Annotated in this window: 20 protein-coding genes and 1 other RNA gene; 5 read left to right on the top strand and 16 right to left on the bottom strand. The window is 61.0% G+C overall.

The window, feature by feature from the left end; translation table 11 throughout:
- Window positions 1–9: 9 nt before the first annotated feature.
- The 11 genes from murG to rsmI form a co-directional block, all read right to left on the bottom strand.
- Window positions 10–1,089: an undecaprenyldiphospho-muramoylpentapeptide beta-N-acetylglucosaminyltransferase gene (murG, locus tag NAT49_RS00740; RefSeq protein ID WP_251589581.1), complete on the bottom strand. Its 1,080-nt coding sequence runs from the start codon at window positions 1,087–1,089 to the stop codon at window positions 10–12.
- Entirely contained in the window at window positions 1,086–2,291 is a 1,206-nt protein-coding gene (gene ftsW, locus NAT49_RS00735; RefSeq protein WP_251589580.1) for a putative lipid II flippase FtsW, read from the bottom strand. The genes murG and ftsW overlap by 4 nt, the downstream gene beginning before the upstream one ends.
- Window positions 2,281–3,627 carry a UDP-N-acetylmuramoyl-L-alanine--D-glutamate ligase gene (murD, locus tag NAT49_RS00730; RefSeq protein WP_251589579.1) on the bottom strand — a complete coding sequence of 449 codons (1,347 nt, stop codon included), beginning with the start codon at window positions 3,625–3,627 and terminating at the stop codon, window positions 2,281–2,283. Before murD ends, ftsW begins: the two co-directional genes overlap by 11 nt.
- Before the next feature lies 1 nt (window position 3,628).
- Window positions 3,629–4,711 (bottom strand): phospho-N-acetylmuramoyl-pentapeptide-transferase, encoded by a 1,083-nt coding sequence (gene mraY, locus NAT49_RS00725; RefSeq protein WP_251589577.1) that lies wholly within the window; start codon window positions 4,709–4,711, stop codon window positions 3,629–3,631.
- An 11-nt stretch (window positions 4,712–4,722) separates the two neighbouring features.
- Complete coding sequence (locus tag NAT49_RS00720) at window positions 4,723–6,087, bottom strand: UDP-N-acetylmuramoyl-tripeptide--D-alanyl-D-alanine ligase (protein ID WP_251589575.1); 1,365 nt, start codon at window positions 6,085–6,087, stop codon at window positions 4,723–4,725.
- The gene (locus NAT49_RS00715) at window positions 6,080–7,576 is read right to left on the bottom strand and encodes a UDP-N-acetylmuramoyl-L-alanyl-D-glutamate--2,6-diaminopimelate ligase (protein ID WP_251589573.1); all 1,497 of its coding nucleotides are present in this window, start codon (window positions 7,574–7,576) and stop codon (window positions 6,080–6,082) included. The genes NAT49_RS00720 and NAT49_RS00715 overlap by 8 nt, the downstream gene beginning before the upstream one ends.
- Window positions 7,573–9,297 carry a peptidoglycan D,D-transpeptidase FtsI family protein gene (locus NAT49_RS00710; RefSeq protein WP_251589570.1) on the bottom strand — a complete coding sequence of 575 codons (1,725 nt, stop codon included), beginning with the start codon at window positions 9,295–9,297 and terminating at the stop codon, window positions 7,573–7,575. The genes NAT49_RS00715 and NAT49_RS00710 overlap by 4 nt, the downstream gene beginning before the upstream one ends.
- Window positions 9,294–9,626 (bottom strand): cell division protein FtsL, encoded by a 333-nt coding sequence (gene ftsL, locus NAT49_RS00705; protein ID WP_251589568.1) that lies wholly within the window; start codon window positions 9,624–9,626, stop codon window positions 9,294–9,296. The genes NAT49_RS00710 and ftsL overlap by 4 nt, the downstream gene beginning before the upstream one ends.
- An 8-nt stretch (window positions 9,627–9,634) precedes the next feature.
- Window positions 9,635–10,585 (bottom strand): 16S rRNA (cytosine(1402)-N(4))-methyltransferase RsmH, encoded by a 951-nt coding sequence (gene rsmH, locus NAT49_RS00700; protein WP_251589567.1) that lies wholly within the window; start codon window positions 10,583–10,585, stop codon window positions 9,635–9,637.
- A gap of 45 nt (window positions 10,586–10,630) precedes the next feature.
- An RNA gene (gene rnpB / locus NAT49_RS00695) (RNase P RNA component class A) lies at window positions 10,631–10,986 on the bottom strand.
- Window positions 10,987–11,072: 86 nt separating this feature from the next.
- The gene (gene rsmI / locus NAT49_RS00690; protein WP_251589566.1) at window positions 11,073–11,924 is read right to left on the bottom strand and encodes a 16S rRNA (cytidine(1402)-2'-O)-methyltransferase; all 852 of its coding nucleotides are present in this window, start codon (window positions 11,922–11,924) and stop codon (window positions 11,073–11,075) included.
- A gap of 101 nt (window positions 11,925–12,025) precedes the next feature.
- Between rsmI and NAT49_RS00685 the strand changes: the two genes are divergently transcribed.
- From NAT49_RS00685 to NAT49_RS00670, 4 genes are all read left to right on the top strand, one after another.
- Window positions 12,026–13,789: a penicillin-binding protein activator gene (locus tag NAT49_RS00685; RefSeq protein ID WP_251589565.1), complete on the top strand. Its 1,764-nt coding sequence runs from the start codon at window positions 12,026–12,028 to the stop codon at window positions 13,787–13,789.
- On the top strand, window positions 13,770–14,132 hold the full coding sequence (locus tag NAT49_RS00680) for a YraN family protein (protein WP_309619134.1): 363 nt from the start codon (window positions 13,770–13,772) through the stop codon (window positions 14,130–14,132). Before NAT49_RS00685 ends, NAT49_RS00680 begins: the two co-directional genes overlap by 20 nt.
- Before the next feature lie 106 nt (window positions 14,133–14,238).
- On the top strand, window positions 14,239–14,832 hold the full coding sequence (locus NAT49_RS00675; RefSeq protein WP_251589563.1) for a phosphoheptose isomerase: 594 nt from the start codon (window positions 14,239–14,241) through the stop codon (window positions 14,830–14,832).
- A 6-nt stretch (window positions 14,833–14,838) separates the two neighbouring features.
- Window positions 14,839–15,399 (top strand): BON domain-containing protein, encoded by a 561-nt coding sequence (locus tag NAT49_RS00670; protein WP_251589562.1) that lies wholly within the window; start codon window positions 14,839–14,841, stop codon window positions 15,397–15,399.
- A gap of 68 nt (window positions 15,400–15,467) precedes the next feature.
- On the opposite strand, the gene NAT49_RS00665 is transcribed toward NAT49_RS00670, so the two are convergent.
- From NAT49_RS00665 to zapE, 5 genes are all read right to left on the bottom strand, one after another.
- Window positions 15,468–15,989: a ClpXP protease specificity-enhancing factor gene (locus tag NAT49_RS00665; protein WP_251589561.1), complete on the bottom strand. Its 522-nt coding sequence runs from the start codon at window positions 15,987–15,989 to the stop codon at window positions 15,468–15,470.
- Window positions 15,990–16,029: 40 nt separating this feature from the next.
- A complete protein-coding gene (sspA, locus tag NAT49_RS00660) occupies window positions 16,030–16,662 on the bottom strand; it encodes a stringent starvation protein SspA (protein ID WP_251589559.1) in 633 nt (210 codons plus the stop codon).
- A gap of 147 nt (window positions 16,663–16,809) precedes the next feature.
- Window positions 16,810–17,199, bottom strand: coding sequence for a 30S ribosomal protein S9 (gene rpsI / locus NAT49_RS00655; RefSeq protein WP_251589558.1), 390 nt, complete (start codon window positions 17,197–17,199; stop codon window positions 16,810–16,812).
- Window positions 17,200–17,212: 13 nt separating this feature from the next.
- Window positions 17,213–17,641, bottom strand: a complete 429-nt coding sequence (gene rplM, locus NAT49_RS00650; RefSeq protein WP_251589557.1) for a 50S ribosomal protein L13 — start codon at window positions 17,639–17,641, stop codon at window positions 17,213–17,215.
- Between the two features lie 152 nt (window positions 17,642–17,793).
- Window positions 17,794–18,951, bottom strand: coding sequence for a cell division protein ZapE (gene zapE / locus NAT49_RS00645; protein WP_251589556.1), 1,158 nt, complete (start codon window positions 18,949–18,951; stop codon window positions 17,794–17,796).
- A gap of 170 nt (window positions 18,952–19,121) precedes the next feature.
- Between zapE and NAT49_RS00640 the strand changes: the two genes are divergently transcribed.
- A complete protein-coding gene (locus NAT49_RS00640; protein ID WP_251589555.1) occupies window positions 19,122–19,568 on the top strand; it encodes a Z-ring associated ZapG family protein in 447 nt (148 codons plus the stop codon).
- Window positions 19,569–19,603: the final 35 nt, after the last annotated feature.

Raw genomic sequence — 19,603 nt, 5'->3', positions numbered from 1 at the left:
GAGGGATGATTACTGCTCAAAACCGATCTCCATGCATTGCTGAGCCATGCAGGCCATGGCGTCGAGTCGAGCCTGTGCCCGCGCATTGCGGGCCATTGTCGATAGCGTGTACGGCACCAGTAGCGCCGTTAATTGTTCAGAAAGTGCCTCGGGCGTCAGTTTGTTCTGGCGCACCATGACGGCCGCGCCGTGGTCGGCCAGAAAACCTGCGTTGATCGCCTGATGATCGTCGACCGCATGCGGAAACGGCACCAGAATCGCCGGCATCCCCGCCGCCGCCAGCTCCGAGACCGTCAGCGCACCCGAGCGACAGATCATCAGATCGGCCCACGCATAGAGCGCCGCCATGTCATCGATGAACTCGACCACGTCAGCCTCGACGCCGGCGGCGGCGTAGGCCTCGCTTGTGACGGCGCGCTTGTCCCGGCCCGCCTGATGCCGCACCTCGGGTCGAACATCCGGCGCCAGCTGGCCAAGTGCCTGTGGCACTACCTCATTGAGCGCCTTCGCGCCGAGAGACCCGCCGGTCACCGCCACACGCAGCGGCCGGCCAACATAGAAGGCAGCCTCGCGGGGCGTGCGTCCGACCCGCTCGATGTCATCACGCACCGGGTTACCGACCACCGAAACATCGCGCTTGCCGGGAAAGGCCCCTGGAAACGCCGCATAGGTGCGTGTAGCAAGGCGTGCCAGGCACTTGTTGGTAAGCCCCGCGATAGCATTTTGTTCGTGTATGACCAGGGGCACGCCCACAAGCTTTGCCGCCACACCGCCCGGGCCACTTGCAAAGCCGCCAAGGCCGATCACGATGCCAGGCTTGAGTGTTTGAATTACCTTTCGCGCCTCGGCGATGGCGGCCCAGAGCTTATAGGGCGCTTTCAGCCACCCCGCCGCACCATTGCCTCTAAGGCCTGAGACCTTGATGTGATGCAGGGGATAGCCCGCCTTTGGTACCAGCGTGTTTTCGATACCACGGGGGGTGCCGAGCCAATGCACCTCTACGCCCCGTTCCGACAGCGCCTTGGCAAGCGTCAGTGCAGGCACGACGTGCCCACCGGTGCCGCCAGCCATGATCAGGGCCCGCTTCATTGACTGGCCTCCCGGGGCGCCCGCTTGACCGGGCGCTGATTGCGCCGTTTGACGTCTTCGGCGATGCGTTTGCGCGCCCGGGTTTCACCGTCCACGCGGAGCAAAAGCCCCACCATGATGCCACTGATGATCAGGCTCGACCCGCCGTAGCTTAAAAGCGGAAGCGTCAGACCCTTGGTCGGCAGAAAGCCAACGTTGACCGCAATATTGACAAACGCCTGCGCCGCGAAGATCAAGCCAACACCGTAACAGACGTAGGCCGAAAATAAGCGCTTTGACGTCTCGGCAGTTCGTCCGACCACGAACGCCCTGTAGATCAACACGCCAAACAGGGCAACGACCCCGACCGCACCGGCCATCCCCAGTTCCTCGGCCAATACAGAGAACACGAAGTCGGTATGGGCCTCAGGCAGGTAGAAGAGTTTCTGGACGCTATTGCCAAGCCCGAGCCCTTCCCAGCCGCCGCGACCGAACGCGATCAGCGCCTGGGTAAGCTGATACCCGCTGCCGTACTGGTTGGCCCAAGGATCAAGAAAGCTTGTAATGCGCTGCATGCGGTAAGGTTCAGCCACGGCCATCATCGCACCAAGCGCGATCACCCCGCCTGAGAGTAATACAAAACGCCAGAGCGACGCGCCCGCCAACAGCAGTACACCCATGGTGGTCGACAGCAGCACGACCGTGGCGCCGTAATCCGGCTCCATGATCAAGAGCGCCCCAAGCCCGAAGGTCAGGCACAGCGGCGCCAGAAACCCCCACCAAGTATGTCGTACCCGAGTCAGGTGCCGCTCGATGTAGCCACTCAGGTACACCACCAGACACAGCTTCGCGACTTCAGAGGTCTGAAGGTTGATCGGGCCGAGCGAAATCCAGCGCCGACTGCCGTTCACCTCGCGCCCGACAATCAGAACCGCCGCGAGGAGAATCGCTGCAATCAACAAAAGCGTTGGGCCATTACGACGCCACCAGGTCATGGGCACCCGCATGGTAATAAAGGCCGCACTGGCCGCGATCAACACGTAGATGCCGTGGCGAATCGAATAATAATACGCATTACCGGTCTGACTGGTCGCGATCTCGGTCGAGGCCGAGGTCACCATGATCCAGCCGATGGTCAAGAGCGCGATCGCCGAGCACAAAAGCCACCCGTCCACGACATGGTGCTCGGTCGACAGACGCTGCTCCCAGGTTTTAAGTCCCATCGTTGTCTCCTTCCAGCACCAGGGCTCGAAACGCCTCGCCACGACGCTCGAAATTGTCGAACTGATCAAGGCTTGCACAGGCCGGCGATAGAAGCACCACGTCACCGGGTGACGCGCGGCACCTGGCCCGCTCATGCGCCGAGGCAAGATCGTCGACCACCTCGACCGGCACCGCAGGGGACAGCGCATCGGCAAGCAACGCCCGATCGCGCCCGAACGCGATCACCTCGCCCCGGCCATCAAAGGCGCTCGCAAGCGGCGAAAAATCGGCCCCCTTGCCAACGCCGCCGGCCAGCACGATCAATCGCCCCGCAAGCGCCGGCAACAAGCCTCTAATGGCGGCAAGCGTTGCGCCAACATTGGTGCCTTTCGAGTCGTTGATCCAGCGAACGCCCTGGCGCTCGGTCACAAGCTCCATGCGATGCGGCAAGCCCTTGAACGTTGCCAGCACCTCGCACATTGTCTCGACCGGCCACCCCATGGCGTCACCGATCGCAAGCGCCGCCAGGGCATTGGACAGGTTGTGTTGCCCCTGAAGACGCACCTGACTGGCCGCCATCAACGGGCGAGCGCCATGCATCAACCAAAGCTCCCCCTCGTGCAGCGACAGCCCCCACTCGTTCGACGACGGCACCTGAGTGGTGAAGACCCGGCACGACAGTTCGCGGGCCGGAGCCGTCAGCGCGTCGTCCCGGTTGACCACTGCCTGAGTAGCTGACTCGAAGATGCGCTGTTTGGCGGCGTTGTAGCCCGCCATGGTGGCATGACGGTCCAGGTGATCTTCACTGAGGTTCAGATAACAGGCCACATCGGCGCCGAGATCCGCCGTGGTTTCAAGCTGAAACGACGACAGTTCAAGCACGTAGGTATCGGCGTCCTCGAAAAGATCCAGCGCGGCGCGCCCGAGATTGCCACCCACGCCGACCCTACCGCCAACGGCGCAGGCCATTTCCCCCACAAGCGTGGTGACCGTCGACTTGGCATTCGACCCGGTGATGGCGATCAATCGAGTCGAGCGGCCACAGGCGCGCCGAGCCCGAGCAAAGAGCGTGAGCTCCCCGATCACGTGCGCGGGAAGCCCCGGCGTGGTCGGCGCAACGCCTGGGCTGATCACGACCTCACGCGCGCGCTCAAGCGAAAGCGCCTCGAGTGGCCCGGTCAAAAGGGGCACCTCGGGAAACTCGCTGCGAAACGCATCCCGCCCTGGCGGCACGAGTCGCGTATCCGCCATGACGAACGGCTCGCCCTGGCGTCTCAAGTGTCGCGCAATGGCAAGCCCCGACACCCCAAGCCCGACCACGACGGTCTTGCCGTCGACTGAAACGGCGTGCTCCATGTCAGCGCACCTTCAACGTTGCAAGACCCAACAGCACCAGGACCACCGTGATGATCCAGAACCGCACGATGACGCGCGGCTCCGGCCACCCTTTCAGCTCGAAGTGGTGATGAAGCGGCGCCATGCGAAAGACGCGTCGACCGGTGGTCTTATAGGAGGCGACCTGAATGATGACCGACAGCGTTTCAGCCACGAAAATGCCGCCCATGATGAACAGAACAATCTCCTGACGGACAACGATTGCCACCACGCCGAGGGCAGCGCCAAGCGCCAGTGATCCCACATCGCCCATGAACACCTGTGCGGGGTAGGTGTTGAACCAGAGAAACCCAAGCCCCGCGCCGATGAGGCCACCGCAGAAAACCGCAAGTTCTCCGGCCCCCAGAATGAAGGGAATATGCAGGTACTGGGCAAACACCGCGTTGCCGCTTAGATACGCGAACACGGCAAGCCCCATCGCCACCAGCACAGTGGGCATGATGGCCAGACCATCGAGGCCATCGGTCAGATTGACCGCGTTGGAGCTGCCAACGATCACCAGGTAGCTCAGCAGAATGTAGAATCCGCCGAGGGGAATCACGATCTGCTTGAAAAACGGTACGATCAGGCTGGTTTCCACCGGTGAGCTCGCGGTGGCGTAGAGGATCACCCCGGCCGCCAGACCAATCAGGGACTGCCAGAAATACTTCCACTTGGCCGGAAGCCCGCGAGGGTTCTTTTCAATGACCTTGCGGTAGTCATCGACCCAACCAATGGCGCCGAACCCAAGCGTCACCAAAAGCACCAGCCAGATGTAGTAGCTGCCAAGATCACCCCATAAAAGCGTCGTGATCGCGATCGACACCAGAATCATCGCCCCGCCCATGGTCGGGGTACCGGCCTTGGACAAGTGCGACTTGGGGCCATCGTCACGCACGGCCTGACCGATCTGTCCCTCGACAAGGCGCCGGATCAGGTACGGGCCAAACCACAGGCACAACAGCAGCGCCGTCAGCGTGGCCAGCAGGATGCGCAGTGTCAGATAACCGACGACGTTGAAACTGGTATTGAACTGCGCCAGCAGTTCACTCAGAAAAAGCAGCATGATCTATTTACTTAACCCTGTTCGAAGGCCCCAGCCGTAAGCGCGTCGACAAGACGCTCCATGCGTGCGCTGCGTGATCCCTTGATCAGCACGCTTGCATGAGCCGGCAAATGGTCGATGGAAAATTGCTCGAGCGTGTCGAATCGCTCGAAATGATGCCCGTTCGCCCCGAAGGCCGCCGCCGTGCGCGCAGCCTCGGGACCAAAGGTGCATACCGTATCAATTCCCTTGTCCCGCGCGTAATCACCAAGTGCCCGATGGGCCTCGGCGCTGTGCTCCCCAAGCTCACCCATGGCACCGAGCACACACCAGCGCGGCGCGGGCATGGCGGCAACCACATCGATGGCGGCGCGCATCGCGCCGGGGTTGGCATTATAAGTATCATCAAGCACACAGGCGCCACGAAGCCCCAAAAGCGTTCGCATGCGCCCCTTGCCGGCTCGAAAGGCCTCGAGCCCGGCCCTGATCGTCTCAAACGACACACCAAGTGACCAGGCGCCTGCGGCAGCGGCCAGCGCATTGCTCACGTTGTACCGCCCAAGCACCCCGAGCGTGACTCGTCCAGCACTGTCACCATCAATCATCAGCTCGAAGCTGCAACAGCCTCGGGCGTCCTGTTCAATCTCTCGCGCCGTGATATCTGCCCGCGGGTCGAGTCCGAACCCGATCACCCGCCGGGGTGAGGCCATGGCCGCCCACAGCGGGAAATAGTCGTCGTCGACGTTCAAGACCGCCGTACCGGCGTCAGGCAATGCCTGCACCAGCTCACCCTTGGCCTGCGCAATCAACCCACGACTGCCGAATTCACCGATGTGAGCGCCGGTCACGTTGGTAATCACAGCCACCTCGGGCCTGGCGAGCGACGCCGTCCAGGCGATTTCACCAATGTGGTTGGCCCCAAGCTCCACCACCGCCAGACGGTGCTCGGCCTCGAGCCGCAAGAGCGTCATCGGCGCGCCGAAGTCGTTGTTCAGATTGCCCTCGGTCACAAGCGTTGACGCGTGGCGAGAGGCAATCGCCCCGAGCATTTCCTTGACGGTGGTCTTGCCGCTGTTGCCGGTTACCGCCAGCAGACGCCCTTCCCACCGCCTGCGCCGCGCACGGGCAATCAGCCCGAACGCCAGGCGCGTATCGGGCACGATCAATGAAGGCACGTCTTGTGAGACCGTTCCCGGCTCGCACACCACCGCTACAGCGCCCTGCTCGAGTGCCTGATCGATGAAATCATGACCATCGAACGAGGCACCGCGCAGCGCAACGAACAGATCCCCCGGGGCGATGCGTCGAGTGTCGGTTGTCACATTGGCTACTGCGCGATCTTCCGCCGGGCGCATGCAGTTCAAGGCATCGGCAAGCTCAAACAGCGTCTCAGCCATGACGCGCCTCCAGCGCGGCGCGAGCCACCGCCTGGTCGGAAAACGGGTGTCTGACGCCCTGGATCTCCTGATACGCCTCATGACCCTTGCCGGCAATCACGATGACATCGTCGTCCGCCGCTCGCTCGATCACGGCCTCGATGGCCGCCTGGCGACCGCCGATGACCTCGACATTATCGCTCTGGGCAACCGCCTCGAACATTGCCGAGCGAATCGATTCAGGGGCCTCACTGCGCGGATTATCGTCGGTGATCACGAGCCGGTCGGCGCCCTCGAGCGCGGCGCTCGCCATCAGTGGCCGCTTGCCGGGATCGCGGTCACCACCACAGCCAACGATGCACCAAAGCCTGCCGGGCACGTGGGCCCGCACCGCTTCGAGCGCGTTGGTCAGTGCATCCGGCGTATGGGCATAGTCGATCAGCACGGCCGGTCCGGGGACGTCCAGCACGTCCATGCGACCGGGCACCGGCGTCAGGCCTTCGGCGGCCGTCAGCACCTCATCAAGCGTCGCCACACCCTGCCCGTAAAGAACGGCCACGCTCAGCAGGGCATTCACGAGATTGAATCGCCCCATCAGCCCAAGCGTCAGCGTACGCTCACCCTCAGGGGTCTCGATGCGCGCATGAAGCCCCTTCAGAACATAGGAGACATCAAGAATGCGAAACGCCGCGTCCGGCCCGGTGCCGACGTGAAGCGTGCGAACGCCCGGCTTGAGGCCTGCAAGCATCAACCGCGACAGCGGGTCGTCTGCGTTGACTACCGCAAGCTCGAGTTCCTCACGCTGAAACAGGCGCGCCTTGGCGGCTGCGTAGCCGCTCATGGTCTGGTGATAGTCGAGGTGGTCCCGGCTTAAGTTGGTAAAGACGGCGGTCGTGATTAAGGCCCCGTCAAGACGCCCCTGATCGAGCGCGTGCGATGAGGCCTCGAGCGCCACATGCTCGGCACCGGCTTGCGCGCAGCTTGCCAGAAACCGATGCACGTCGATCACACCGGGCGTGGTCAAGCCTGCATCGACCAGCTGTCCCGGCCGCCCGATCCCGAGCGTGCCCATTTCGCCGCTCGGGCGGCCGAGCGCCTCACCGAGCAGCGCAATGTAATGCGCCACCGAGCTCTTGCCGTTGGTGCCGGTCACCGCGGTCAACCCAAGCGGCTCGGGCACCTCGAACGCATCGACACACAGGGCGCCCAGGCGCGCCTTGAGTCCCGGCACCGCGACCACGCGCGCTTCATCATCAAGCGCCCCGGCCTCGTTGTCACCCGCGACATGAGCAAGGATCAGCGCCGCGCCCTGCTGAAGTGCCTGCACGATGAAATCGCGCCCATCGGCGTGAACGCCAGGCATGGCCACGAACACATCGCCTGCGCGTAACTGGCGTGAGTCCACGATCAAGCGCGTGGTCGCAGGCAGCGTGGGGAAGGCAAGTGTCGGCCAGGTTCGCGCCAGCAGCCGGTTCAGCCGCGGCCCGTCGAGGGTGTCAATCGGCGTCATCGGGTCGCCTCCGCGTTGTCATGGGGGTTGTCCGGCGGAACATCCAGAAGCCTCAATGCCTTGCCGGCCACACGGGCAAAGATCGGGGCTGAGACCTGACCGCCGTAGAATTCCTTACCCTTGGGGTTGTCGATCGAAATCATGGTAATAATGCGCGGGTTGCTTGCCGGAGCGATGCCGAGGAAGTTGGCGCGATAGGCCTTTCTCTGATAGCCCTCGACGCCGACCTTGCGCACGGTGCCCGTCTTGCCGGCGACGCGATAGCCGTTGACGGCGGCGCGGTAGCCGCTGCCTCCGGGCTCGACCACGGTTTCCATCATCTTGAGCACTTGATGCGCCACATCAGGCGTCACGATCTGCTTGCCCTTGACCGGCGAGCGACGCTTGAACAGGGTCGCCGGCACCCGACGGCCATCATTGGTGATGGTGGTGTAGGCCGCCGCCAGCTGAAGCGCCGAGGCCGACAGTCCATACCCATAGGCGAGCGTGGCGCGCTTGGCCTTGGACCAGTGATACGGCGACGGCAGACTGCCTGCTGCCTCGCCCGGGAAGGTAATGTCCTCCGGCTCCTGGCCGAGGCCCATCTTGCTGTACATGTTCCAGATGGCATCGTCCGGCAGAGCCAGCGCCATATGGGTCATGCCGATGTTCGAGGACTTGGTGATGATCCCGGTCATGGTCAGCTTGCCGAAATCGAGGCTGTCCTTGATGGTGTACTTGTGGTCCAGCACCATCCAGCCGGGCGAGGTGTCGATCACCGTATCGGGGGTGAACTTGCCAGACGATAGCCCCGCGCACATGGCCAGCGGTTTCATCACCGAGCCCGGTTCGAAGGCGTCGGTGACGCCTCGGTTTCTGAGTCCGGCCGGGTCGAGGTTCGCACGATTGTTGGGATTGAACGACGGCGCATTCGCCATCGCCAGCACCTCACCATTGTGCGCGTCGATCATCACAAGCGTACCGGCATCGGCGTGATGCTCACGCACGGCGGCCTTGAGCTCGCGATAGGCCATGTACTGAAGGCGCAGATTGATCGTGAGCTGAAGATCGCCGCCGGGTTCGGCGTCTCGAATCAGGTGAAGATCACGCACCAGCCGGCCTTTACGGTCTTTCAGCACGCGACGCTTGCCGGGCGTGCCGGACAGATAGTCGTCGTAGGCAAGCTCGAGGCCTTCCTGACCCTTGTCGTCGATGTTGGTCACCCCAAGAAGCTGCGCGGTAACCTCGCCGGTCGGGTAATAGCGTTTGTAATCGTGCTTGCCATACACGCCCGCAATGCCCAGATCGAGCACGGTCTGAGCCGGGCTGGGGGTGACCTGGCGCTTTAGATACATGAAGGATTTCTTGCGGTAGCGCTCGACCCGGTCGATGAAGTCGCTCGGGTTGTCGCCAAGCGACTTGGCAAGCCGGGTAAGCGTTGCGCGATCGTCCGGCAGCTCCTGAGGGTTGGCCCAGAGGGTGACGACCGGCGTCGACACCGCCAGCGGCTCACCGTCGCGGTCGGTGATCATGCCCCGGTGGGCGTCGATGGTCTCAACCCGCAGGGTGCGGGCGTCCCCCTGGCCCTTCAGGAACTGATGATCGACCACCTGAAGGTAGACGATACGCCCGGCCAGTACGGCCATGGCCACAAGAATGATGAAAACGATGAATCGAAACCGCCACGGCGACATCGGATGGTATTCGCTGTCGCTCGATGACGTGTCCTTCTGCCTGCTCATGGCCGGATCACCCTGCTGTCATTGACGTCTGGTACGTGCATGTTCAACCGCTTCTGCGCCAGCGCCTCGATCCGGGAAGGCGATGACCAGGTGCTTTCCTCGAGCAACAGCCGGCTCCAGTTGGTCTGCAGCTGATCGTGCTGACGTTCCATCTTTTGAAGACGGACGTACTGCACCCGCGTGTGGTGCGCGCTTGTCACGACGAAAAACGCCGACAGCACGACCAGCAGAAACAGGATGGCCACACCCATGAACGAGGGCCGAAAATGAAGACTGAACGGCAGTTGGCCAAGCCAGTTCGGGGTCTGCGTACGCGTGCGTTTTGCCATGCTTCCTCTTACGCCAGTTTTTCCGCTATACGCATGACAGCACTTCGTGCCCTCGGGTTCAGCGAAATTTCATCCTCGGTCGGCTTCAACGCCTTGCCGACCAGCTTGAGCCGACGGTTCAGCTGATCTTCCCGAAGCGGCAATCCCTTGGGCACATCGACATCGCCCCGCGCCTTTTCCCGCATGAAGCGCTTGACGATGCGGTCCTCAAGCGAATGGAAACTGATCACTACCAACCGACCACCGACAGCCAGGGTTTCGAGCGCAGCATCAAGCGCGCGCTCGAGCTCACCAAGTTCATCGTTGATGTGGATGCGAAACGCCTGGAAGGCGCGGGTCGCCGGGTGCTTGTGTTTCTCCCAGGCGGGGTGGGCCTCCTTGATCAGCTCGGCAAGCTGATGGGTGCCGGTGATCGGGGTCTGCTTGCGCTCCGTGACGATTGCACGGGCCAGCCGCTTGGCAAAGCGCTCTTCACCGTAGGTCTTCATGACCGAGGCGAGCTCCCGCTCACTGACATGCTCGAGCCATTCAGCCACACTCTGGCCGTGGTCGGGGTCCATGCGCATATCCAGCGGCCCGTCACGCAGAAAGCTGAAGCCGCGACTGCCGTCGTCAAGCTGCGGGGAAGAGACTCCGATATCGAGCAGAATGCCATCGACGCGACCGAACACGTCATGACGTGATGCGACGTCACCCAACTGCGAAAACGGCGCGCGGGCAATTTGAAAGCGGGGGTCGTCGATGGCCAATGCGGTGTCGATGGCCTGCGGGTCACGGTCAATCGCAAGCAGCTGCCCACTGGGTGATAACCGCTCGAGGATCGCGCGGCTATGGCCGCCGCGACCGAAGGTGCCGTCCAGATAGCAACCGCCTGGCTCGGTCACCAACTGCTCGACAGCCCCATCGAGCAGGACGCTTTTATGAAGAAAGTCCCGGGGGGGCGTCGAAGATGATGACATGAATGAACTCGAATCCGTGGCTACTGGATGTGGTGTGAAATGTGAGGAGGGAGCCGGCCTGTAAGCCGGGTTCTGTCGAGGACAGTCATTCCTCTAGAGGACGCGTCACCGCGCCCTTCAAGCAACCTACCCGAACCCAGTGCGGGCCACACCTGCGGGTTCCTATTTGGTCTTGCTCCGAGTGGGGTTTACCGTGCCACGAACTGTTGCCAGCCGCGCGGTGCGCTCTTACCGCACCCTTTCACCCTTACCGGCAGCCAAAGCTGCTTAGGCGGTCTACTCTCTGCTGCACTTTCCGTCGGCTCGCGCCGCCCAGGCGTTACCTGGCACTCTGCCCTATGGAGCCCGGACTTTCCTCCCCCGGCATCGATGATGCCAGCGGCGACTGCCCGGCCGACTCCCAAGCGGGCAAGAATACCAGCGCCCCTGCCCCCCCTCAACTGTTCTATGAACAAGATCACGGATAAACGCACTTCTCTACAAAGCGTTACTGACGATCAAGAAGTGTTTGGTACCACTGCTTTTTCCGACCACCCAGCAGCCGCGCGGCGATGGCCGCCGCCTGCTTCACACCGACACCCTCCTCGATGAGCGCCTCAAGCAGCCGGTCGGCATCGATGTCGGCTCGCGTCTTGGCCGCTTTATCCTGCGATGTGCCCGCGATCAGCACCACGAATTCTCCTCGCCCTTGGTTGGCATCCTCTTCAAGCCGGGCAACCAGCTCGGCGGGCGTGCCCTTCAAAAAGGTCTCGAATGTCTTGGTCAACTCCCGTGCCAGCACCCACTGGCGCTCGGGCAGCACATCACCCCCCTCTTCGAGCAGATGGCGGATTCGGTGCGGGGACTCATAGAGAATCTGCGTGCCCTGCGCGCTTATAAACGTCTCAAGCAGCGCCCGGCGGGCCGTACTTTTTGATGGCGCGAAGCCATGAAAGCTGAACGCATCGCTTGGAAGCCCCGCCGCGCTGAGCGCCGCAATCAGCGCACACGGCCCCGGCACGGGCACCACCGCGCAGTCGCTGGCGCGCAAGGCGTTGACGACCTTATAGCCCGGGTCCGAAATAAGCGGCGTTCCGGCGTCGCTGATCAGAGCAATGCGCTCGCCCTTTTGTACCCGCTCAACCAGGGTTTCGACCCGGGCCGCCTCGTTGTGCTCATGCAGCGACAGAAGCGGTGTTCGAATGTCAAAGTGCGCCAGCAGTCGGGCGCTGTGGCGCGTATCTTCTGCCGCGACCAGATCGACTTCTGAGAGAATCTTCAAGGCGCGGGCCGACATGTCATCGAGGTTACCAATCGGTGTGGCAACCACGTACAATGCCCCCTCGGAAAGGTGTGTCATCTGTTATCCGTTATGCTGAAAGGCCGGGAGCCCGCCCCGGTAGTAAAAAAAGGAATGGCGCCTGGCGCCCAATCAAGGTCGATTAAAAGAGGCAAGACATCATGCGAACCTCATGGCGATGTGCGGCAGCGGCTGCCGCGCTCACCCTGGCCCTCGGCGGCTGCGCCAGCTCCTCGCTGACAGGGGCACCTCAGGGCCAGTCAGCCCAACAACTGCTCGAACAGGCCAAGCAACAGCAAGGCACGAACGCCGCTCAGACCCGCCTGAAGGCCGCGACCATCCTAGCACGTGACAACCAGCCGGCGCAGGCACTCGACGTGCTCAAGCGGCTCGACTCGAGCGCACTTCAGGGCAACGAGTTGACGCAGTGGGCTCTACTGACCAGCAAGACCGCACTGACGCAAAACGATGGCCGCACGGCCCTTAGTGCAATCGATGCGATTTCCCTCGAGCAGGTCTCACCCTCCGAGCGTCAGAGTCTGATGACCAGAAAAGGCGTGGCGCTTGGGCAGCTCAATCGCCCATTCGACGCCGCCACCACCTTGATTCGAGTGCAGGATGAAACCTCTGACGTTCGACTGAATGACCCGATCTGGCGTCAGATCGCACGGCTAAGCGGCGACCAGCTCGAAACCCTTGAGTCCATGAACCCGACCGCACGCGGCTGGGTCAGCCTCGCCCGGGTAAGCCGCGAGCAGGGAAGCGACCTTCAACATCTGTTCAGCGCTGTCACGGGCTGGCAATCGCGCCACTCAGAGCACCCGGCGGGCCGGCAATTGCCGAGTGACCTGGCAGCGCTTGGCGATGCCCGAAACGAGCAGGTCGACCGTATTGCCGTGTTCCTGCCTGAATCCGGCCCGCTCAAAACCATCGCCGACGCCATTCGAACCGGCATGAAGGCGCAGAACCTGATTGCCAGCAACAATGGGCAGCAGACGCCGCAGCTGACCTTTTACGATTCCAGCGCCCAGGACATTCAAAGCCTGTATGCACAGGCAGCCATGAACGGCGCTCAGCTCGTGGTCGGCCCGCTCGACAAGGACAAGGTCAGCCAGCTCGAAACGCGCCCGGACCTTCCGATCACGACGCTTGCACTGAACTACGGCACCAACGCCACCAATACCGCCGGCAATCTCTACGAATATGGCCTTTCGGCCGAAGACGAGGCTCGAAACGCGGCCCAGCGCGCCTATACCGACGGCCATCGCAACGCGGCGGTCATGGTCCCAAGCAACGACTGGGGCAACCGTGTACTGAGCGCCTTTCAGGAGGCCTGGCAGCAAAAGGGTGGGCGAATCGCAAGCGTTGTGAATTACGACCCCGACGGCTCGGCAACGAACGCGGTACAAAAAGCGCTCAAGAGCGGGCAGACGCCGGACATGCTGTTCCTGCTGGCCCTGCCAAGCTACGGCCGCCAGGTGCCACCCTCGCTTGATTATTATTACTCAAGGACACTTCCGGTCTACGCCACATCCCATATTTATCAGGGCGCGCCCCAGCCCCGCATGGATCACGACCTGAACGGCGTGCTGTTCTGCGACATCCCCTGGCAGATCCCGGACCCGGCTGTAGGGGGCGTCGACGCACTGCCCTACTCGAGCGCCTACCAGGAATTTTCAGGACAGGATCAACCGGCGCTTCTCAAGCTTAAAGCGATGGGCGTGGACGCCTATGAGCTGTCACGCCGCTTGCCGCTGTTCGAGAAAGTGGCCTCGCTCGAGGTCAACGGCGCCACCGGCACGCTTCATCTGACCGATGAGCGGCGCTTTCAGCGCAAACTACCCTGGGCTCAGTTCAAGCAAGGAGCACCGGCACTGCCCACCGTAACCTCCTCGAGCAGTCTCAATGTGGATGAGACGCAGTAGCCATCACCGGGGCCGCCACATGGAAGCATTGGCGGCCCGCTGGCTTACTGAGCGCGGCCTTGTCCAAGTGGCAAGCAATGTCACCTTCAAGGGCGGCGAGCTGGATCTGATCATGCGCGACGGCGAGACCCTGGTGTTTGTCGAGGTGCGCCATCGCGCGTCCAACCAGCACGGCTCAGCGCTTGAAAGCATCACCCATGCCAAGCAACGGCGCCTGATCCGCGCCGCCAGCCTTTATCTTCAGAGCCATCCAGCCGCGCGCTGCCGATTTGACGTTGTAGCCATCGATGGTGCCGACGCCGAACACATCCACTGGATCAAGAACGCGTTCGACGCCGTCTGATGCGCCGCGCTGGCATCGCCTTTTCGAGGCTGGCATCATCACGCGTTACTGTCCGATACTGCATATCCGATATTTCACTCGATTCCAACGATAGACCGAGACCGTTATGGACCTTCAATCACGCCTTCTCGACCACTTCAACGCAAGCATTGACGCCAAGACCTATGCAAGCGAAGTGCTGCCCCCGTTCATCGAGGCGGCCAGCGCCATGATGGTTCAAACCCTGATTAACGATGGCAAGATTCTCGCCTGCGGCAACGGTGGCAGCGCCGGCGACAGCCAGCACTTCTCCTCGGAACTCTTGAACCGCTTCGAGCGTGAGCGCCCAAGTCTCCCGGCGCTTGCCCTGACCACCGATACCTCGACACTGACATCGATCGCCAACGACTACAGCTACAACGACGTGTTCTCGAAACAGATCCGAGCGCTTGGTCAGCCGGGCGACATTCTTCTGGCCATTTCCACCAGCGGCAACTCCGCCAACATCATCCAGGCCATTCAGGCAGCCCACGACCGTGAAATGAACGTGATCGCCCTCACCGGTCGCGATGGCGGTAACATGGCCTCACTGCTGGGTCAGGAAGACTGCGAGATTCGCGTTCCGGCCACGTCCACCGCGCGCATCCAGGAAGTGCACTTGCTGGTCATTCACTGCCTGTGCGACCTTATCGATCATCAGCTTTTCGGCAGCAACGAGTAAACAATCATGAAAAAAGGCTTTATGTCAGCGGCGCTGGTCGCCGTAGCAGTGGCAGTCAGTGGCTGCGCCTCGGTCGGCCAGCAGAACATGAACTATCAGCCTCGTCCGAACGCCGTCGCCCAGGGCGACAGCCAGCTTCAGCACCGCCTGCTCGAGCTGATCCTGCACGGTGATTACCGTTACGGCGATTCCCACATCAATGTCGACGCCTACAACGGCCATGTGCTTCTGACCGGACAGGTACAGAACCAAGAACTCAAGACCATGGCGGGAGACGCAGTCAAGCGCCAGAACGACGTCAAGGACGTTCGCAACGAGCTTGAGATCGGTGAAAACACCTCACGCACTCAGCGCGTCAAGGACAGCTGGATCACGACCAACATCAACTCAAGGCTGGTTGTCGACAATTCGATCGACAGTGAAAGTGTTCACGTCATCACGGAAAACGGGGTTGTCTACCTGATGGGCACGGTCAGCAAGCACGCCGCTGAAGACGTCGCCTCGCTCGCCGCGAGCATCGATGGCGTCAGAAAGGTGGTCAAGGTCTTTCAGTACATCGGCCAGTAACCCATAAAAAAAGGCAAGCCCTACGGCTTGCCTTTTTACATCCTCTACTTGGGAACTCACACGGCGTCTTACTTGATGACCCGCAGTGATGGCCGCTTTTTCTCGGCCCCCTTGTCAGAGTTACTGTCACTGCCCGAGGCGTCACTTTCTGAATCGTGCTGCTGAGTGGGCGCCCTCTCTTCTTCAACACTCTCCGATGACGGCGATTCGACGCTTCTAAGCGCCGGACCGCTTTCTTCGACGTCCGCATCGTCATCGTCTTCCGCACCCGGAATGATCGGCTCGTGTCCGAACACCATGCCAACGCCGTTTTCTCGGGCGTAGACCGCGACAAGCGCGTCAATCGGAACCTCGACACGCATGGGCTGACCACCGAAGCGCGCATTGAATGCGATCATGGCGTTTTCCATCACCAGGTCACGCACGGCATCCGGCGACACGTTGAGCACGATCTGTCCGTTTTGAACAAACTGGCGCGGCACGGTCACGCCCGGTAACTCGGCGTCAATGACCATATAAGGCGTCAGCTCGTTATCCAGCAACCACTCATACAGCGCGCGTGCGAGATAGGGACGACTGGTAGATGACATATTCCTTCCTCCTGCACCCGGCTAATAACCGGGTCGTCGATTACGCTCGAATTTCGCGCTCGGCTTCCGTCAGCGACGCCTTGAAGGCATCCCGGGAAAAGACGCGCTCCATATACTCCATAAGCGGCTTGACCTGAGCTTCGGGAAGCTCGATACCAAGGCTTGGCAAGCGCCAGAGGATCGGGGCGACGCAGCAATCGACCAAAGAAAATTCTTCACTCATGAAAAACGGCAGATCCTCGAAGATCGGACTGATACCGATCAGGCTTTCACGCAACTCCTTGCGTGCAGCTTCCTGCTCCTTCTTGGTACCTGTGCCGTTGACCAGCATACTGACCTTGGAGCACCACTCGCGCTCGACGCGATGAACCCAGAGTCGACTCTGAGCGCGCGCGACCGGATAGACAGGCAGAAGCGGCGGGTGCGGAAAGCGCTCGTCCAGATACTCCATCATGACCTGAGACTCATAGAGCACAAGATCACGATCCAGAAGCGTTGGAGCACTGTTGTAGGGGTTGAGATCAGCAAGTTCTGCTGGCGGATTTGCCTCGTTGACTTCGATGATATCGACGGAGACGCCCTTTTCGGCCAGGACAATCCGGACACGATGACTGTAATGATCATCATTTCCGGTATAAAACGTCATAGACGATCGTTTGGCTACGACACCCATGTAACTTTCCTCGCTTTGATTCAAGCCCGATCATACCACGTGTGGCACCGTCGGAGGGTAACATACGCCGACCCCGAAGGGGGCCGGCCAGACACAAAAACGCCCAGACCATTCGGCCCGGGCGTCTCCAACCCAATAAGGGTGCGATTAACGCTTGGAGAACTGCGGACGACGACGCGCCTTGCGAAGACCGACCTTCTTACGCTCGACTTCACGTGCGTCACGAGTGACGTAGCCTGCGCTGCGAAGCGGCTTGCGGAACTCTTCGTTGTACTGAAGCAGTGCGCGGGTGATGCCGTGACGGATCGCACCGGCTTGAGCCGAACCACCACCGCCCTGGACGGTGATATTGAGGTCGAACTGACCAGTGGTTTCGGTCAGCTCGAGCGGCTGACGAACAACCATCTGCGCAGTAACACGACCGAAGTACTCGTTGATTTCACGGCTGTTGACCGTGATCTTGCCGGTGCCCGGCTTCATGAATACACGTGCGGTAGAAGTCTTGCGGCGACCGGTACCGTAATACTGTTGGGACATATCAGACCTTCCTTCAGATGTTCAGAGCTTGCGGCTGCTGTGCGGCATGCGGGTGCTCGGCGCCAGCATAGACCTTGAGCTTGGCGTGCATGGCACGGCCTAGCGGACCTTTGGGCAGCATGCCCTTAACGGCGAACTCAATGACACGCTCAGGCGCGTGATCGATCATCTGTTCGAAGGTCATGGAACGCAGACCACCGGGATAACCGGTGTGGCGATAATAATTCTTGGCAGACGCTTTATTACCGGTCACACGGACCTTTTCGGCATTGATAACGACGATGTAGTCGCCAGTATCAACGTGAGGCGTATATTCGGGCTTGTGCTTGCCACGCAAACGACGTGCGATTTCGGTAGCAAGACGACCCAGAGTCTTGTCCGTCGCGTCGACGACATACCAGTCGCGCTGGACGGACTGCGGTTTGGCGCTGAACGTCTTCATGAAAATACCTCTTGAGGGTCACTGACCGTTAAAGGCCATGACCAATCCCTATTTTTCTTGGTTACCTAAACCACGGTAACAATGGCGAGCGCGCATTATACATGGGGCTACCGGTACTGATAACCCCTTTTTTACCTTCAACCGGCTTTTCGTCACGGCTTGTGCGCAAGCGCCAGATACTCCTTGGACTGCATCTCCTGAAGGCGAGAAAGCGTACGCTCAAACTCAAACGACAGCGTGCCTCCGGTGTAGAGAGACTCAGGGGCAACCTCAGCGCTCATCAGAAGCTTTACGGCCCGGTCATAGAACTCATCCACCAGATTGATGAAGCGGCGAACCTGGTTGTCCTCATTGGCGCTCATGACCGGCACATGAGAAAGAAAGACCGTGTGGTACTCGCGCGAAAGTTCGATGTAATCGTTTTGACTTCGCGGACCATCACAAAGCGTCTTGAAATCGAACCAGATCGTCCCTTCGTTGACACGCTCGGCCGTTAGCTGACGGTTGTTGATCTCGATGGTCTGTCGAGTCTTGCCGGCACTTCCCGACACCCGCTGGAAGCTCTCTTCAAGCGCGCGCTCGGCGTCGGCGTCATCCGGGTAGTGAAAGATCTGAACCTGCTCGAGGGTCCTGAGTCGATAATCAACCCCTGAATCGACATTGACCACCTCGCAGTGACGCTTCAGGAGATCGATGGCCGGCAGAAACCGGGCACGCTGGAGGCCATCCTTGTAAAGATCGTCCGGCACGATGTTCGACGTGGCAACCAGCACGACGCCCTGTGCAAACAGCGCCTCCAACAGATTGGCGAGAATCATCGCATCGGTAATGTCCTTGACGAAAAACTCATCAAAGCAAATGACCCGCGCCTCGCCTGCAAGCGTGGCAGCCACCTTGTTAAGCGGATTCTTTTCACCCTTGTGATGCTCGAGTTCCCGATGCACGCGCTGCATGAAACGGTGGAAGTGGGTACGCATCTTGCGCTCGAACGGCAGGCTGTCGTGAAACGTATCCACAAGATAGGTCTTGCCGCGGCCGACCCCACCCCAAAAATAAAGCCCCGCGATGGCCGGTGTCGAAGGCGCCTCGGGCGCACTCTTGCTGCGCCCGAAAAATCCCGCCATCTTGCCCTTGAGCCCACCCTCGGACCCACCGCTTTTGGCAGCAGGCGTCGGGGCCGGTGTGCGCATCAGGTCATCGTACAAGCGCTGAAGATGCTTGACGGCGGCCTCTTGTGCGGCGTCGTATTCGAAATCCTTGCGTTCAAGGTCTTGTTTATACTTCTGCAACGGAGTCGGTTTTGAGCTCATGGACGGCTATCGATCGGCGTGGATGGAAGAAAAGAGCGTCACAGTATAGCGAATCTGGCTCTGACTGTGGGACGCCCGGGTTTGACTGAACAAGGCCAACGTTCTTTAATGGCGGGATTCCCGGGGGCTCGATGCTACGCTCCTGTTTTATAAGCACAAGGAGAGACGGTGTGAACGACGGTAACATCGACTGGATTCTCGCGCTGGCGTGTTTGCTGGCCGGCATCGGGATTGGCGCGGTGGGATATCACCTTTTGAACGCCAATGTTCGACGCAATCAGAAAGTCAGGCAGCGCCTGTCTGAAACCGAGCTTCAACTCGGCCAGGTTCGCGATGCGCTGAATAACCACTTCAGTCAGGCAACGGCTCTGGTCACCCAGCTCCAGCGCACGAGCCAGGAACTGCAACAGCAACTGACCGCGCAAGCAGATGCCCTGTGTGATGACCCTCAACTCAAGCGTCGCCTGCATCAAAACGACGATGAAACCCCGAGCGAGGAAGACACCTCGCTGCATGCCCCGAGAGACTACGCCGAAAGCGGGCGTGGCACGCTTTCTGAAAACTACGGCATGCAGAACAAGGCGCCTGAAAACGACCCTCAGCCGCCCCGCTACTGATCGGCGCGCAGCCGCACTGGCTGGCCCGTGCAGTG

Origin of the sequence: Larsenimonas suaedae (assembly GCF_023712105.1) — a bacterium.
GTDB lineage: Bacteria > Pseudomonadota > Gammaproteobacteria > Pseudomonadales > Halomonadaceae > Larsenimonas > Larsenimonas suaedae.
The sequence above is the reverse complement of the archived record's forward strand: the minus strand, read 5'-3'. Positions and strand labels throughout refer to the sequence as shown.

Excerpts from the sequence above, each read along its gene's own strand:
- murG (WP_251589581.1), bottom strand. The coding sequence starts at position 1,089 with ATGAAGCGGGCCCTGATCATGGCTGGCGGCACCGGTGGGCACGTCGTG.
- NAT49_RS00665 (WP_251589561.1), bottom strand. The coding sequence starts at position 15,989 with ATGTCATCTACCAGTCGTCCCTATCTCGCACGCGCGCTGTATGAGTGG.
- NAT49_RS00670 (WP_251589562.1), top strand. The coding sequence starts at position 14,839 with ATGAAAAAAGGCTTTATGTCAGCGGCGCTGGTCGCCGTAGCAGTGGCA.
- NAT49_RS00720 (WP_251589575.1), bottom strand. The coding sequence starts at position 6,087 with ATGGCTGAGACGCTGTTTGAGCTTGCCGATGCCTTGAACTGCATGCGC.
- zapE (WP_251589556.1), bottom strand. The coding sequence starts at position 18,951 with ATGAGCTCAAAACCGACTCCGTTGCAGAAGTATAAACAAGACCTTGAA.
- rpsI (WP_251589558.1), bottom strand. The coding sequence starts at position 17,199 with ATGTCCCAACAGTATTACGGTACCGGTCGCCGCAAGACTTCTACCGCA.
- NAT49_RS00685 (WP_251589565.1), top strand. The coding sequence starts at position 12,026 with ATGCGAACCTCATGGCGATGTGCGGCAGCGGCTGCCGCGCTCACCCTG.
- NAT49_RS00715 (WP_251589573.1), bottom strand. The coding sequence starts at position 7,576 with ATGACGCCGATTGACACCCTCGACGGGCCGCGGCTGAACCGGCTGCTG.
- murD (WP_251589579.1), bottom strand. The coding sequence starts at position 3,627 with ATGGAGCACGCCGTTTCAGTCGACGGCAAGACCGTCGTGGTCGGGCTT.
- rsmI (WP_251589566.1), bottom strand. The coding sequence starts at position 11,924 with ATGACACACCTTTCCGAGGGGGCATTGTACGTGGTTGCCACACCGATT.
- rplM (WP_251589557.1), bottom strand. The coding sequence starts at position 17,641 with ATGAAGACGTTCAGCGCCAAACCGCAGTCCGTCCAGCGCGACTGGTAT.
- ftsL (WP_251589568.1), bottom strand. The coding sequence starts at position 9,626 with ATGGCAAAACGCACGCGTACGCAGACCCCGAACTGGCTTGGCCAACTG.
- NAT49_RS00675 (WP_251589563.1), top strand. The coding sequence starts at position 14,239 with ATGGACCTTCAATCACGCCTTCTCGACCACTTCAACGCAAGCATTGAC.
- NAT49_RS00710 (WP_251589570.1), bottom strand. The coding sequence starts at position 9,297 with ATGAGCAGGCAGAAGGACACGTCATCGAGCGACAGCGAATACCATCCG.
- ftsW (WP_251589580.1), bottom strand. The coding sequence starts at position 2,291 with ATGGGACTTAAAACCTGGGAGCAGCGTCTGTCGACCGAGCACCATGTC.
- NAT49_RS00680 (WP_309619134.1), top strand. The coding sequence starts at position 13,770 with ATGTGGATGAGACGCAGTAGCCATCACCGGGGCCGCCACATGGAAGCA.
- rsmH (WP_251589567.1), bottom strand. The coding sequence starts at position 10,585 with ATGTCATCATCTTCGACGCCCCCCCGGGACTTTCTTCATAAAAGCGTC.
- mraY (WP_251589577.1), bottom strand. The coding sequence starts at position 4,711 with ATGCTGCTTTTTCTGAGTGAACTGCTGGCGCAGTTCAATACCAGTTTC.
- sspA (WP_251589559.1), bottom strand. The coding sequence starts at position 16,662 with ATGGGTGTCGTAGCCAAACGATCGTCTATGACGTTTTATACCGGAAAT.